The organism is Microbacterium sp. 4-7 (assembly GCF_014332665.1).
Classification (GTDB): Bacteria; Actinomycetota; Actinomycetes; order Actinomycetales; family Microbacteriaceae; genus Microbacterium.
Map to the genome: position 1 here is coordinate 477,333 of NZ_MCRH01000004.1, position 13,667 is coordinate 490,999.

Sequence of the window (13,667 nt, forward strand, 5' to 3'; positions counted from 1 at the left end):
GTCACATCCACCGGCGGAGCAGGTACTTCTCGACCACCACGAGGATCGCGTTGGTGATCGTGCCGAGCAGCGCCAGCAGGACGATCGAGAGGATGATCCGATCGACGCGGCCGCTGTTCTGCGAGTCGGTCAGCAGGAAGCCGAGTCCCATCGACGACGCGATCAGCTCGGCGGCGACGAGGAACAGCCACGCCTGCGCGAGCGCCAGCCGGAGCCCCGCGGCGACCGACGGCACGACGGCCGGCAGCTGCACCGTGCGGAAGAGGGACCATCCGCGAAGACTGAACGAGCGTCCCGCCTCTACCAGCTGCGGGTCGACGTGGCGGAGTGCGGACGCGACAGTCGTGTAGACCGGGAAGAAGGCGCCGATGGCGATCAGCGTCACCTTGGACTCCTCGCCGATCTGCATCCACAGGATCAGCAGCGGCACCCAGGCGAGCGACGGCACCGCTCGGATCGCGGAGAGCGTCGGACTGAGCAGCACGTCGCCGACCCGTGACAGACCGACGATGCCGGCCACCGCGAGTCCGATGACAGAACCGACCGCGAACCCGAGCAGGACCCGTTGCACCGAGATGGCGACGTGCGTCCACAGCGTGCCGCGCTCGGCCAGCTCGACCCCCGCGGTGAAGACGGATGCCGGCGAAGGGAGCAGGTAGGGCGCGACGAGCCCGGTGGTCGTGACCAGCTGCCAGGCACCGACGATGATGAGCGGAAGCAACAGTCCGCCGACGAGACGCACCGCGGGTCGATCCCAGGCATGACGGGCACCGGCCTCGTCACGACGCCGGACTCCGCGCGCCGCGTCGATCGCGTCCTGCGCATCCGCGGGCACCACCACGCGCTGGTCGGGAGTGATCACTCGCCGCCGACCGCCTTCTCGGCGAAGGTGGCGTTGATGAGGGAGTCGAGAGCCTTCTCGACCGAAGCCTCGCCACCCTGGACATCTCCGGATTCGACCAGCACCGGCGCGATCTTCTCGAGCACGGCGATCTGCGCCTCACCGGGGATGCCGCTGACGTCGAGGTTCGACCGCTCCTCGATGACGGTCGTCGCGACCGCGGGGTCGATCCCTGCGACCTCGGCGAGCAGCGCCGCGGTCTCGTCGGGGTTCTCGACGGCCCACTCGCGCGCCTGCTCGTATGCGTCGACGACCGCCTGCGCGAGGTCCGCGTGGTTCTCGATGAAGTCCTCGGTGGCGTTGAGGAAGCCGTAGGTGTTGAAGTCCACGTTGCGGTAGATGAGCTCATCGCCCGATTCCACCTCGGCCGCGGCCATGATGGGATCGAGGCCCGCCCAGGCGTCTACCGAGCCGCTGTCGAGAGCGGCACGGCCGTCGGCGTGCTGGAGGTTCTGGACCTCGACGTCGTCGACCGAGAGGCCTGCTTCCTCAAGAGACTGGAGCAGGAAGAAATAGGGGTCCGTTCCCTTCGTCGCCGCGACCGACTTGCCCGCGAGGTCCTCGACCGAGGTGATGTCGCTGTCGGGGCCGACGACGATCGCCGACCATTCGGGCTGCGAGAAGATGTCGATGACCTGGATCGGTGAGCCGTTCGATCGGGCGAACAGTGCCGCCGAGCCGGCCGTGGAGCCGACGTCGATCGAGCCGGAGCGCAGCAGCTCGTTCGCCTTGTTGGATCCCGCGGACTGCACCCACTCGACCTCGACGTCGTCGCCGAGGATCTCCTCGAGGATCCCCTGGTCGCGGATCACGAGGCTGAGCGGGTTGTAGGTCGCGAAGTCGATGGACAGAGTGTCCGCCGACCACTCCCCCGAGGCTGCCGCGTCGTCGGACGACGAGTCCGAGGCGGTGGCGTTCTCACCGGCGACGCAGCCGGTGGCGACGAGCATCATCGTCCCTGCGATCGTGATCGCGGGGATGATTCGTCGGGTGATGGTGCTCATCGGGTCTCCTCGGTGGCGGTGCGGTGGTGGGTGTCCACGCCGAGTCCTTCGAGGAGCTCTGCGCGGAGGTCGGCGAGACCGCGATCGGCGCGGTCCCGGGGTCGGATGCCGGGGACGGTGATCGCGCGCACGATGGACGGCGCTTCCGTGTCGGCGTCGCCGAGCGTGCGCAGCAGCAGCACACGATCGGCGAGATAGAGGGCTTCTTCGACATCGTGCGTGACGAGGAGCACGGTGGTCGGCTCAGCCGCATGGATCTTGAGGAGCAGATCGTGCATCCGCAGGCGGGTGAGCGCATCGAGCGCACCGAACGGCTCGTCGAGCAGCAGCACGCCGGGATTGCGAGCGAGGGCGCGTGCGAGCGAGGCGCGCTGCGCCATGCCACCCGACACTTCGCGTGGCCGCTGATCAGCGGCCTTCTCGAGGCCGACGAGCTCGATGAGCTCCCGCACACGTTCCCGGCCTTCGCGGCGCGCGGTGCCACGGGGCAGACCGAGTTCGATGTTCTGGGCGATGGTCCGCCATGGCAGCAGGCGGGGCTCCTGGAACGCGACGGCGGTGCGCTCGTCGACGTCGGCCACGCGCGTGTCCTGGATGCGGATGCTGCCGCCGGTCGGTGCATCCAGTCCCCCGACGAGCCGCAGCAACGTCGACTTGCCGCACCCGGAGGGACCGACGATGGCGACGATCTCACCGGCGGCGACGTCGACGTCGACCGCGCGGAGGACGTCGCGCCGGCCGCGGGAGAGCGTGAAGCTGCGCTCCACCCCCTGCAGGCGCACCGGCTGTGCGGTGCCGGCGATCGCCGATGCGCCGGCCGTCGAGGGCGCCGAGAGCAGAGAGGTCATGTCCCCATGCTGTCCAACCCGCCGGAATGTGACGAATGCGAGCGTAATGATCGGTCATGGAGATCCGAGGACGCGTCGAGACGCAGAACGGGCCGCCATCCCGAAGGATGACGGCCCGTTCAGAGCGTGATGCTTAAGCGTTGCCGCCCGAGAGCTTCTCGCGGAGAGCCGCGAGAGCCTCGTCATCCGCGAGCGTGCCCGCGCCTGCGGCCTCGCTCGAGAAGACCTGACCACCGAAGTCGTCGCCAGCGGCCGCCTCGGCCTCGGCTGCCTTGGCAACCTGAGCCTTGTGCGCCTCCCAGCGAGCCTGGGCTGCAGCGTACTCCTGCTCCCATGCCTCGCGCTGGGTGTCGAAGCCTTCCTTCCACGCACCGGTCTCGGGGTCGAAGCCCTCCGGGTACTTGTACTCGCCGGCCTCGTCGTACTCGGCGAGCATTCCGTAGAGCGCCGGGTCGAACTCGGTGCCGTTGACGTCGACTGCCTCGTTCGCCTGCTTCAGCGAGAGCGAGATGCGACGACGCTCGAGGTCGATGTCGATGACCTTGACGAAGACCTCTTCGCCGACCGACACGACCTGCTCGGCCAGCTCGACGTGCTTGCTGGAGAGCTCGGAGATGTGGACGAGGCCCTCGATGCCGTCTGCGACGCGAACGAACGCACCGAACGGAACGAGCTTGGTGACCTTACCCGGCGTGACCTGTCCGATCGCGTGGGTACGGGCGAAGACCTGCCACGGGTCCTCCTGCGTAGCCTTCAGCGACAGGGAGACGCGCTCGCGGTCGAGGTCGACCTCGAGGATCTCGACGGTGACCTCCTGGCCGACCTCGACGACCTCGGAGGCGTGCTCGATGTGCTTCCAGGACAGCTCGGAGACGTGCACGAGGCCGTCCACGCCGCCCAGGTCGACGAATGCACCGAAGTTGACGATCGACGACACGACACCCTTGCGGACCTGACCCTTGTGCAGGTTGTTCAGGAACGTGGTGCGCGACTCCGACTGCGTCTGCTCGAGCAGCGCACGGCGGCTGAGCACGACGTTGTTGCGGTTCTTGTCGAGCTCGAGGATCTTGGCCTCGATCTCCTGGCCGAGGTAGGGCGTGAGGTCGCGGACGCGGCGCAGCTCGATGAGCGAGGCCGGCAGGAAGCCGCGGAGGCCGATGTCGACGATGAGTCCACCCTTGACGACCTCGATGACCGTACCGGTGACGACGCCGTCGTTCTCCTTGATCTTCTCGACGTCTCCCCAGGCACGCTCGTACTGAGCACGCTTCTTGGAGAGGATCAGACGGCCTTCCTTGTCCTCCTTCTGGAGAACCAGGGCCTCGACCTCGTCGCCGACCTTGACGACCTCGTTCGGGTCGACGTCGTGCTTGATCGAGAGCTCGCGCGAGGGGATGACGCCCTCGGTCTTGTATCCGACATCGAGGAGGACCTCATCGCGGTCGATCTTGACGATCGTGCCTTCGATGATGTCGCCGTCGTTGAAGAACTTCAGGGTCTTCTCGACCGCGGCCAGGAAGTCCTCAGCAGATCCGATGTCGTTGATGGCGACCTGCTTGGTGGCCGGGGCGGTCGTTGCGGTAGTCATGTAGTGGGTTGTCCTTGTGAATGGAGACTCGGGCTGAGGGCTCCGGCCGCGCACGGCCGATCATGAGCTCTGCAGCGATTGATTGGTTTCTGCCTCCCGGGCATGCATAGGCACGCCACGAGTGACAGTCAAGGTTATCAGATCCCGAGACGATATGACGGACTCGATACCATCCGCGTTCGGCGCGCTGACAGACTGTCTGCATGCCCCGCGCCGACAAGCTCCTCCTGCTCGACACCGCAAGCCTCTACTTCCGTGCGTTCTACGGGGTGCCCGACAAGGTCACGGCGCCGGATGGCTCCCCGATCAACGCCGCACGAGGACTCCTCGACATCATCGCGAAGCTGGTGACGCTGTACGAGCCGACCCATGTGGTCGCGTGCTGGGACGACGACTGGCGACCCCAGTGGCGAGTCGACCTGATCCCCAGCTACAAGGCGCACCGTGTCGTCGAGGTCGTGCCCGCGGGGCCCGACGTCGAGGAGGTCCCCGACCCCCTCGAGGCGCAGATCCCCCTCATCCGCGAGACTCTCGCCCTGCTCGGCATCCCGATCATCGGCGTCGCGGAGCACGAAGCGGACGACGTGATCGGCACGCTCGCGACGCGCGCCACCATGCCGGTCGACATCGTCACGGGCGATAGAGACCTGTTCCAGCTCGTCGACGACGCGAGGAACGTGCGCGTCATCTATACCGCACGAGGCATGAGCAATCTCGAGATCGTCACGGATGCCGTGGTCGTCGCGAAGTACGGCGTGCTGCCGAGCCAGTACGCCGACTTCGCGACGATGCGCGGCGACGCATCGGACGGACTTCCCGGCGTGGCCGGCGTCGGCGAGAAGACCGCGGCCACGCTCCTGCAGGCCTATGGCGATCTCGCCGGCATCCGCGCGGCTGCCGAGGCGGGTGAGGGGATGAGCGCCGGGGTCCGGGCGAAGGTGCTCGCCGCCGCGACGTACCTCGAGGTCGCCCCCACCGTCGTCGCCGTCGCGACCGACCTCCCGATCACCTCGCCGAGCGACCCGCTGCGTCCGCTCGACCCGTCCGAGGCTGATGCTGCGACCGCACTGGCTGAGCGGTGGAACCTGGGCGGCTCGATGACCAGGGCCGTCGCCGCGATCGCGACGATCGACGCCTGACTCAGCTCGCCCAGGCCAGCAGTCGGTCGAGACCCCAGGTCGTGATGATGCGGGAGGCAGGCACCCCCGCCTTCTCGGCACGCTCGGCACCGTGATCGAGGAGCGAGAGCTGACCCGGTGCGTGCGCATCCGAGTCGATCGAGAAGAGGCAGCCGGCCTCGAGGGCGATCGCGATCAGATCGTCGGGCGGGTCCTGACGCTCCGGCCGGGAGTTGATCTCGACCGCGACGCCGTTCTCGGCGCATGCGGAGAAGACGGCACGGGCATCGAACTGCGATTCCGGACGAGTGCCTCGGTCCCCCTGCACCAGCCGTCCGGTGCAATGCCCGAGCACGTTCACGCGCGGGTGGCTCACGGCGGCGATCATCCGTGCGGTCATGGGCCGGGCGTCCATCCGCAGCTTCGAATGGACGGATGCGACCACGATGTCGAGCTCCCCGAGGAGGGCGTCCTCCTGATCCAGCGCGCCGTCTTCGAGGATGTCGACCTCGATCCCCGCCAGCAGCGTGAACCCGTCACCCGATTCCGCCCTCACGAGCGGCATCTGCTCGCGCAGCCGCTCCGCGGAGAGTCCGCGGGCGACCCGCAGACGCGGGGAATGATCTGTGATCGCCTGATACTCGTGACCGAGAGCCCGCGCCGCTGACGCCATCACGCCGATAGGCGTGGTTCCGTCCGACCAGTCGGTGTGCGCGTGCAGGTCCCCTCGGAGCTTCGCTCTCAGGGCCGACACGCGCTCGGGCTCCACGTCGCCTCGGAGCTCCACGAGATAGTCGGGAACCTCTCCGCTCTGCGCCTGTCGGACGACTCCGAAGGTCGATTCGCCGATCCCTTTCGCCGCGCGCAGCCTCGTCGGATCCGAGCGCACGTCCTCCGGCAGCTGCTGCAGGGTCGCAGCTGCCTGACGGAAGGCCTTCGCCCGGTACCGCGACGCGCGTTCCCGCTCCAGTAGCGAGGCGATCTCGAGCAGGGCGGCGATCGGGTCCATCACATCTCCTATGCGGATGCCAGCTCGCGGCTGACGCCGATCCATTCGTCGAGCTTCGCTATGGCGCGACCGTCGTCGACCGCCGCGGCTGCCCGCTCGTAGCCCTCGCGGAGACGCTCGAGGATCGGTCGCTGTACCTGAGTCGCGTCCTGGGACAGCTCGAAGGCGACGATCCCGGCCGCCGCGTTGAGGAGCACGATGTCTCGCACCGCGCCCGTCTCCCCCTCGAGCGTCCGGCGCAGCACCGCCGCGTTGTGGTCGGGCGTTCCGCCGATCAGATCCGCGAGGTCCGCGATTGGGATCCCGAGATCTCGAGGATCGAGATCGTGCTCGTGGATGTCACCGCGCGTGACCTCCCAGATGCGGCTGTGCCCCGTGGTCGTCAGCTCGTCGAGGCCGTCGTCTCCGCGGAACACCAGGGCCGTGGCGCCCCGCGTCCGGAACACTCCCGTGATGAGGGGGACGCGCTCGAGCTGCGCCACCCCGACGGCGTTCGCCTCGGCCCGAGCCGGGTTGCAGAGGGGCCCGAGCATGTTGAAGACGGTGGGGACGCCGAGTTCGGCACGGACGGCGCCCGCGTGCTTGAACCCGGGGTGGAAGGCGCCCGCCCAGGCGAACGTGATGCCCGTGCGGTCGAGGATCGACGACACCGCCGCGGGATCGAGGGTGAGCTCCAGCCCGAGCGCGCTCAGCACGTCGGATGAGCCGGAGGCGGAGCTCGCTGCGCGGTTGCCGTGCTTGACCACCGGGATGCCGGTCGCCCCGATGATGACGGCCGCGGTGGTCGACACGTTGACCGTGCCGACACGGTCACCGCCGGTGCCGACGATGTCGAGGACGTCGGGCGACACGGGCAGCGGGACCGCCGCCTCGAGGATCGCATCACGGAATCCGACGATCTCATCGATCGTCTCTCCCTTGGCGCGGAGGGCGACGAGGAAACCGGCGAGCTGCGCCTGTGTGACGTCGCCGCGCATGATCTGACGCATCGCCCACGTCGATTCCCAGACGCTGAGGTCGCGACGCTCCAGAAGAGTGGTGAGCACGTCGGACCAGGTCAGGGAATCAGCCATGTGTGCGATCCTATCGGCGCAGGGAAATCGTGCAGACTCTTGCAGAACGGGCGCCGGGCGTCGATCATCCCTCGTTTCCCGCGTATTCACCGAGGATTCGCAGCATTTTCTTAGGGTCCCCTAAGTCGTTCGCGGGCGAAACGAGGGCCTCCGGTGCGAGAATCACGCCCGGAGATCGGCCATAATGGAATGGTGACGACCTCAGCGACGTATGCCCCGGCGGCAAGAACGATCAAGCGCCCCAACCCGGTAGCTGTCGGCACCATTGTGTGGCTCGGCAGCGAAGTGATGTTCTTCGCGGGACTCTTCGCGATCTACTTCACGCTCCGCAGCACCTCCCCCGAGCTCTGGGCCGACCGCACCGAACTGCTGAACGTCCCGTTCGCGTTCGTGAATACGGCGATCCTCGTGCTCTCCTCGTTCACGTGCCAGATGGGCGTGTTCGCGGCCGAGGACCTGCAGCCGTACCGCATCGCCAAGGGACAGAAGAACGGCGCCGGCCGCCGTCGCCTGTTCGGCTGGGGCATGGTCGAGTGGTTCTTCCTCACCTTCGCCCTCGGCGCGATCTTCGTCTCCGGGCAGGTCTGGGAGTACGCGCAGCTCGTCGCAGAAGGCATGCCGATCAGCGCTGACTCCTACGCATCCGCGTTCTACCTGACGACCGGCTTCCACGCCCTGCACGTCACCGGCGGTCTGATCGCCTTCCTCCTCGTCATCGGCCGTGCGTACGCCGTCAAGAATTTCCGGCACAAGGAGGCGACCTCCTCGATCGTGGTGTCCTACTACTGGCACTTCGTCGACGTCGTCTGGATCGTGCTGTTCGTCGTCATTTACTTCCTGAAATAAGAGCGGAGCTGATCCCCGAGATGGCACGAGAGAAGAAGCGCCGTTCGAATGGCCGTCGCAGTCCCCTGGCTGCGGCAGCCCTCATCGGAGCAGGCCTCATGATCACCGGCGCCGTGTACGCCGGAACGTCCGCAGCCTTCGCTGCGACCGACACCCAGACCACCGCGGCGAGCACGCTCACCGTCGAGGACGGCGAGAAGCTGTTCACGGCCAACTGCGCCACCTGCCACGGTCTCGATCTGCAGGGCACGGCGAACGGACCGAGCCTCTACGGCGTCGGCGAGCTCGCGGTCGAGTTCCAGATGTCGACCGGCCGCATGCCGCTGCAGATGCAGGGGCCCCAGGCGCCGCAGAAGGAGCCGCAGTTCACCGAGGAACAGATCCTCGCGATCTCCTCCTTCGTGCAGGAGTCGGCTCCCGGCCCCACCTTCCCCGAGGACCACATCCTCGACGGTGAAGGCGACGTCGCCAACGGCGCGGAGCTGTTCCGCGTCAACTGCGCGATGTGCCACAACGTGGCGGCCGCCGGAGGAGCACTCACCGAGGGCAAGTACGCCCCCGCACTGACCGAGACCAGCGCGCTGCACATGTACGCGGCCATGGTCACCGGCCCCCAGAACATGCCCGTCTTCGGCGACATGAACCTGTCGGACGAAGACAAGCGCGACATCATCTCGGCTCTGCTCTACCAGCAGCAGTCCGTGCAGATCGGCGGTTTCTCGCTCGGTTCGCTCGGTCCCGTCTCCGAGGGCCTGTTCGTCTGGATCTTCGGCATCGGCGCGCTCGTCGCCATCACCGTGTGGATCACGGCGAAGTCCAACTGACGCTTATTCATCGAAGAGGAACGTACGAGGAGCACCATGGCACACGACGACGACTCGCAGGCTCTTGACAGGGCCTACCAGCCCTCTCCGGGGCTGGGTGTCGCAGTCAGCGATCCCGTGCAGAACCCGGGGCTGCCGCCGCACCGCGCGCGGATGACCGACAAGGACCCGCGCGCTGAGAAGGCTGCAGAGCGCACGGTCTACACGCTGTTCTATCTCTCGCTGGCAGGAAGCATCTGGGCGGTCGCCGCCTACATGCTCTTCCCCATCGAGAGCGGCGCGCTCATCGACATCCGTCAGAACAACCTCTTCATCGGTCTGGGCATCGCACTCGCGCTGCTCTCGATCGGCATCGGCGCGATCCACTGGTCCAAGGCGCTGATGAGCGACAAGGAGCACATCGAGCACCGTCACCCCACCCGGGGCAAGGACTCGACGCGAGAGGCCGTCGTCGAGGCGTTCGCCACGGCCAACGAGGAGTCCGGTTTCGGACGACGCACGATGATCCGCAACTCGCTGTTCGCGGCGATCGTGGCCTCGATCATCCCCGGTGTCACGCTCTTCCGCGGTCTCGCTCCGCACAGCACACCCGACGACCCCACCGCGGGCGATCCGGTCACGCTGCTGAAGCACACCATGTGGGAGAAGGGCCAGCGTCTCGTGCGCGACCCCGACGGCACCCCGATCCGCGCAGCGGATGTGACCCTCGGATCCGCATTCCACGTGATCCCCGAGGATCTCGCAGAGCTCAGCCACCACGACGGCTACCTCGAGGAGAAGGCCAAGGCCATCGTGCTGATGATGCGCCTGCGCCCCGAGCAGCTCATCGAGGCCGAAGACCGCAAGGACTGGTCGTACGACGGCATCGTCGCGTACTCGAAGGTCTGCACGCACGTCGGATGCCCGGTGGCACTCTACGAGCAGCAGACGCACCACCTCCTCTGCCCCTGCCACCAGTCGCAGTTCGACGTCACGGATCACGCCAAGGTCATCTTCGGACCTGCCGCGCGTCCGCTGCCGCAGCTGCCCATCACCGTCGACGACGAGGGCTACCTCGTCGCACGCAGTGACTTCACCGAGCCCGTCGGCCCGAGCTTCTGGGAGCGCCATTGAGCACCGCAACGCTGTCCAAAGAGGACAAGGACAACAAGGCGCCTCTCGGCGGCCGATTCGTCGGCGCCGCGTCGAACTACATCGATGAGCGCACCAGCATCTCCGGCTTCGTCAAGGAGCTCGGACGCAAGATCTTCCCCGACCACTGGTCGTTCATGCTCGGTGAGATCGCGCTGTGGAGCTTCGTGGTCGTGTTCCTGTCCGGAACCTTCCTGACGTTCTTCTTCCAGGCCTCCATGGTCGAGACGCACTACACGGGCGCCTATGCTCCGATGCGCGGCATCGAGATGTCGGCGGCACTCGAGTCGTCGCTGCACATCTCGTTCGACCTCCGCGGTGGTCTCCTGGTTCGCCAGATCCACCACTGGGCCGCACTCGTCTTCGTCGCAGGAATCGGCGTGCACATGCTGCGCGTGTTCTTCACCGGCGCATTCCGCAAGCCCCGCGAGCTCAACTGGGTGATCGGCTTCGTGCTGTTCGTCCTGGCGATGGCCGAGGGCTTCACCGGATACTCGCTTCCCGACGACCTGCTCTCGGGCAACGGTCTCCGCATCATCGACGGCATGATCAAGGGCATCCCGCTGATCGGAACCTGGACCTCGTTCCTCCTCTTCGGCGGCGAGTTCCCGGGTACGGACATCGTCGGACGCCTGTACACGCTGCACATCCTGCTGCTGCCGTTGCTGGTGATCGGCCTCATCGCCGTGCACCTCATGCTGATGATCGTCAACAAGCACACGCAGTTCGCCGGCCCCGGCCGCACGAACGACAACGTCGTCGGCTACCCGATGATGCCGGTGTACATGTCGAAGATGGGCGGCTACCTGTTCATCGTCTTCGGCACGATCGTGCTGATCGCGACGTTCTTCCAGATCAACCCGATCTGGAACTACGGCCCGTACGACCCCTCCCCCGTCTCCGCCGGTACTCAGCCTGACTGGTACATCGGATTCGCGGACGGCGCCCTGCGTCTCGCTCCGTCCAACCTCGACGTGGTCTTCCTCGATCGCACCTGGTCGTTCGGGATCCTGCTGCCGCTGGTCGTCCTCGGGCTCTTCATCGTGCTCGTCGCGATCTACCCCTTCATCGAGGCGTGGATCACGGGAGACAAGCGCGAGCACCACATCGCTCAGCGCCCGCGCAACGCGGCGACCCGCACCGCGATCGGCGTCGCCGGCGTGATCTTCTACGCCGTCCTGTGGGCTGCAGCATCCTCCGACCTCATCGCGACGCACTTCATGCTGACCATGGAGGGCGTGATCCACGCGCTCCAGGCGCTGCTGTTCGTCGGACCGGTCCTCGGCTACTTCATCGCCAAGCGGATCGCCCTCGCGCTGCAGAAGAAGGACCGCGAGATCGTGCTGCACGGTTTCGAGTCCGGCCGCATCGTCCGCCTTCCCGGCGGCGAGTTCATCGAGGTGCACCAGCCGGTCGACACGTACGACCGCTGGAAGCTCATCGATGTGGACAACTACGAGCCTCTGGTCGTGCGTCCGAACGCGAAGGGACGAATCTCGTGGACGGAGAACCTCCGTTCTTCCATCTCACGGTGGTTCTTCGAGGACCGGCTCGCGCCGCTCACGCAGGCGGAGATCGAAGCTGCGGACGCTCACCAGCACCACGTCACGGCTCAGAACGATGAGACCGAGGCGGCGGAGATCCAGGGCGCCCATGAGCGCGCCGGCGTCCCCGACGCTCCGATCACCGTCAGCGAGACGCACGTCGACGAGACGGCGAACACTCCCAGCACGGTCATCGCGACCGAGCCGGTGAAGAAGCCTCGCAAGAAGAAGTCGGAGGACGACGAGTAACATCGCCGCTCCCCCGCAAGAAGGCCCTGTCCGTTTCGGACAGGGCCTTCTTCATGTCCGGGAGGCTCTCAAGTGAACGTGGAAGGATCGTGCCATGAGCTCCGCAGTCCAACTCATCCGATCCGCCGATCTCGCTGCCGCCCCCTATGCCTACGCCGCCACTGCTCCGGCGGGCTCCCGACTCATCTTCCTCGCGGGCGCCTGCCCGCTCGAGGACGACGGATCCACCACGGCCCCCGGCGACTACGCCGCGCAAGCGTCACGTTGCCTGGAGACCCTCGATCTCGCGCTGCGCGCCAGTGGCGCCACGATCGCCGACGTCATCAGCACCCGGGTCCTCGTGGCATCGTCGTCTCAGGCTGATCTGGTCACGGCATGGAACGTCGTTCACGAGGCCTTCGCAGAGCACGACGTACCGAGCACCCTCATGGGCGTCACCGTGCTGGGGTACGACGACCAGCTGGTGGAGATCGAAGCGGTCGCTGCGATCGCGGAGACGAACCGATGAGCGCTGCGATCAGGCCCGCCACGTCCGAGGATGCGGAGCTCCTGACCGCCATCGAGGCCCAGGCTGACGCTCTCCTGATCGACAGTCTGGGGGCGCCAGTATGGCCTCCCGCTGCGAACGGTGCCGAACGCCTCGCCGAGCCGGGATTCGTTCTCGTTCTGGAAGAGTCAGAGGGCTCCTCCCCTGTGGGTTTCGTCCATGTCCTGGACTCCGACGGTCATGCGCACCTCGAACAGCTGTCTGTCCTCCCCACCGTGGGACGACAGGGATTCGGTCGCCGCCTTGTGAGCGCTGCACTCGATGAGGCGCGGGATCGCGGCTACACGCGCATGACCTTGCGGACCTATGCCGAGATCCCGTGGAACGCGCCCTTCTACGCGTCGTGCGGGTTCCTCGAGAGCATCCCCGAGACGCCGTTCCAGCGCGGCCTGGTGGAGACCGAGGCCTCCCTTGGCCTCGACCGATACGGACGCCGCGTCCAGATGACAGCGGAGCTCTGAGCCTGCAGTCCACATTGGCGGATTCCAGTGCGCCGCCGTCCGGATGATGACGGCGGGACCTCGCGCCGTTGCCTAGGCTGAGCGCATGATCGATCGCGCTGACTACTACGCCGCCAAGCTCGCCTACGAGACCGATGCGAGCGATGTGTATGCCGCTCTCCGCTCCGAAGACGACATCGTCATCATCGATGTCCGCTCAGAGGAAGCGTGGGCGCAGGGACGCGTCGCTGGAGCGACACAGATGCACTACAGCGAGATCGCGAGCCGCGCTCGTGCCGAGATCCCCCTCGACGCCGCCGTCGTCGTCTACTGCTGGAGCCCGGGGTGCAACGCCGGCGCGAAGGGCGCTCTGGAGTTCGCGAAGCTCGGCTACGCCGTTCGCGAGATGATCGGCGGGTTCGAGTATTGGGTCAGGGAGGGCTATCCCGTGGAGGACGCCGACGGCGTCCACCGTCGGCCTGTCGACCCGCTGACGGGCATCGCCCGTGTCCGCAGCCGCGCGTAGCGACAGGACATGCAGAAAG

The 13,667-nt window shown here is 66.9% G+C and carries 14 protein-coding genes; 8 read left to right on the forward strand and 6 right to left on the reverse strand.

Annotation, left to right across the window (positions count from 1 at the left end):
* Position 1: 1 nt before the first annotated feature.
* From BEP68_RS09455 to rpsA, 4 genes are all read right to left on the reverse strand, one after another.
* Positions 2–862: an ABC transporter permease gene (locus tag BEP68_RS09455; RefSeq protein WP_150115086.1), complete on the reverse strand. Its 861-nt coding sequence runs from the start codon at positions 860–862 to the stop codon at positions 2–4.
* Positions 859–1,905, reverse strand: a complete 1,047-nt coding sequence (locus tag BEP68_RS09460; RefSeq protein WP_187249812.1) for an aliphatic sulfonate ABC transporter substrate-binding protein — start codon at positions 1,903–1,905, stop codon at positions 859–861. Before BEP68_RS09460 ends, BEP68_RS09455 begins: the two co-directional genes overlap by 4 nt.
* Positions 1,902–2,753, reverse strand: a complete 852-nt coding sequence (locus BEP68_RS09465; protein ID WP_053096690.1) for an ABC transporter ATP-binding protein — start codon at positions 2,751–2,753, stop codon at positions 1,902–1,904. The genes BEP68_RS09460 and BEP68_RS09465 overlap by 4 nt, the downstream gene beginning before the upstream one ends.
* Positions 2,754–2,886: 133 nt before the next feature.
* Complete coding sequence (gene rpsA / locus BEP68_RS09470; RefSeq protein ID WP_053096692.1) at positions 2,887–4,341, reverse strand: 30S ribosomal protein S1; 1,455 nt, start codon at positions 4,339–4,341, stop codon at positions 2,887–2,889.
* 203 nt (positions 4,342–4,544) lie between these two features.
* Here rpsA and BEP68_RS09475 point away from each other — a divergent pair, with 203 nt between their 5' ends.
* A complete protein-coding gene (locus BEP68_RS09475) occupies positions 4,545–5,480 on the forward strand; it encodes a 5'-3' exonuclease (RefSeq protein ID WP_187249813.1) in 936 nt (311 codons plus the stop codon).
* Position 5,481: 1 nt separating this feature from the next.
* Here BEP68_RS09475 and BEP68_RS09480 read toward each other — a convergent pair whose 3' ends face one another.
* Both BEP68_RS09480 and trpD read right to left on the reverse strand, forming a co-directional pair.
* On the reverse strand, positions 5,482–6,468 hold the full coding sequence (locus BEP68_RS09480; RefSeq protein ID WP_187249814.1) for a PHP domain-containing protein: 987 nt from the start codon (positions 6,466–6,468) through the stop codon (positions 5,482–5,484).
* 8 nt (positions 6,469–6,476) lie between these two features.
* Positions 6,477–7,541 (reverse strand): anthranilate phosphoribosyltransferase, encoded by a 1,065-nt coding sequence (trpD, locus tag BEP68_RS09485; RefSeq protein ID WP_053096699.1) that lies wholly within the window; start codon positions 7,539–7,541, stop codon positions 6,477–6,479.
* A 189-nt stretch (positions 7,542–7,730) separates the two neighbouring features.
* Between trpD and BEP68_RS09490 the strand changes: the two genes are divergently transcribed.
* The 7 genes from BEP68_RS09490 (at position 7,731) to BEP68_RS09520 (ending at position 13,648) form a co-directional block, all read left to right on the forward strand.
* Complete coding sequence (locus tag BEP68_RS09490) at positions 7,731–8,387, forward strand: heme-copper oxidase subunit III (protein WP_053096700.1); 657 nt, start codon at positions 7,731–7,733, stop codon at positions 8,385–8,387.
* Between the two features lie 20 nt (positions 8,388–8,407).
* Positions 8,408–9,211 carry a c-type cytochrome gene (locus BEP68_RS09495; RefSeq protein ID WP_053096702.1) on the forward strand — a complete coding sequence of 268 codons (804 nt, stop codon included), beginning with the start codon at positions 8,408–8,410 and terminating at the stop codon, positions 9,209–9,211.
* Between the two features lie 36 nt (positions 9,212–9,247).
* On the forward strand, positions 9,248–10,324 hold the full coding sequence (locus BEP68_RS09500) for a ubiquinol-cytochrome c reductase iron-sulfur subunit (protein ID WP_042538395.1): 1,077 nt from the start codon (positions 9,248–9,250) through the stop codon (positions 10,322–10,324).
* Complete coding sequence (locus tag BEP68_RS09505) at positions 10,321–12,135, forward strand: cytochrome b (RefSeq protein ID WP_053096706.1); 1,815 nt, start codon at positions 10,321–10,323, stop codon at positions 12,133–12,135. The genes BEP68_RS09500 and BEP68_RS09505 overlap by 4 nt, the downstream gene beginning before the upstream one ends.
* A gap of 94 nt (positions 12,136–12,229) precedes the next feature.
* Positions 12,230–12,643, forward strand: coding sequence for a RidA family protein (locus BEP68_RS09510; RefSeq protein WP_187249815.1), 414 nt, complete (start codon positions 12,230–12,232; stop codon positions 12,641–12,643).
* Positions 12,640–13,143, forward strand: a complete 504-nt coding sequence (locus BEP68_RS09515) for a GNAT family N-acetyltransferase (RefSeq protein ID WP_187249816.1) — start codon at positions 12,640–12,642, stop codon at positions 13,141–13,143. The genes BEP68_RS09510 and BEP68_RS09515 overlap by 4 nt, the downstream gene beginning before the upstream one ends.
* A gap of 85 nt (positions 13,144–13,228) precedes the next feature.
* Positions 13,229–13,648: a rhodanese-like domain-containing protein gene (locus BEP68_RS09520; RefSeq protein ID WP_187249817.1), complete on the forward strand. Its 420-nt coding sequence runs from the start codon at positions 13,229–13,231 to the stop codon at positions 13,646–13,648.
* Positions 13,649–13,667: the final 19 nt, after the last annotated feature.

Bases quoted from the DNA above. Each gene is read 5' to 3' on its own strand.
- BEP68_RS09460 (WP_187249812.1), bottom strand. From the start codon at position 1,905: ATGAGCACCATCACCCGACGAATCATCCCCGCGATCACGATCGCAGGG.
- BEP68_RS09465 (WP_053096690.1), bottom strand. From the start codon at position 2,753: ATGACCTCTCTGCTCTCGGCGCCCTCGACGGCCGGCGCATCGGCGATC.
- rpsA (WP_053096692.1), bottom strand. From the start codon at position 4,341: ATGACTACCGCAACGACCGCCCCGGCCACCAAGCAGGTCGCCATCAAC.
- BEP68_RS09475 (WP_187249813.1), top strand. From the start codon at position 4,545: ATGCCCCGCGCCGACAAGCTCCTCCTGCTCGACACCGCAAGCCTCTAC.
- BEP68_RS09480 (WP_187249814.1), bottom strand. From the start codon at position 6,468: ATGGACCCGATCGCCGCCCTGCTCGAGATCGCCTCGCTACTGGAGCGG.
- trpD (WP_053096699.1), bottom strand. From the start codon at position 7,541: ATGGCTGATTCCCTGACCTGGTCCGACGTGCTCACCACTCTTCTGGAG.
- BEP68_RS09490 (WP_053096700.1), top strand. From the start codon at position 7,731: ATGGTGACGACCTCAGCGACGTATGCCCCGGCGGCAAGAACGATCAAG.
- BEP68_RS09495 (WP_053096702.1), top strand. From the start codon at position 8,408: ATGGCACGAGAGAAGAAGCGCCGTTCGAATGGCCGTCGCAGTCCCCTG.
- BEP68_RS09500 (WP_042538395.1), top strand. From the start codon at position 9,248: ATGGCACACGACGACGACTCGCAGGCTCTTGACAGGGCCTACCAGCCC.
- BEP68_RS09510 (WP_187249815.1), top strand. From the start codon at position 12,230: ATGAGCTCCGCAGTCCAACTCATCCGATCCGCCGATCTCGCTGCCGCC.
- BEP68_RS09515 (WP_187249816.1), top strand. From the start codon at position 12,640: ATGAGCGCTGCGATCAGGCCCGCCACGTCCGAGGATGCGGAGCTCCTG.
- BEP68_RS09520 (WP_187249817.1), top strand. From the start codon at position 13,229: ATGATCGATCGCGCTGACTACTACGCCGCCAAGCTCGCCTACGAGACC.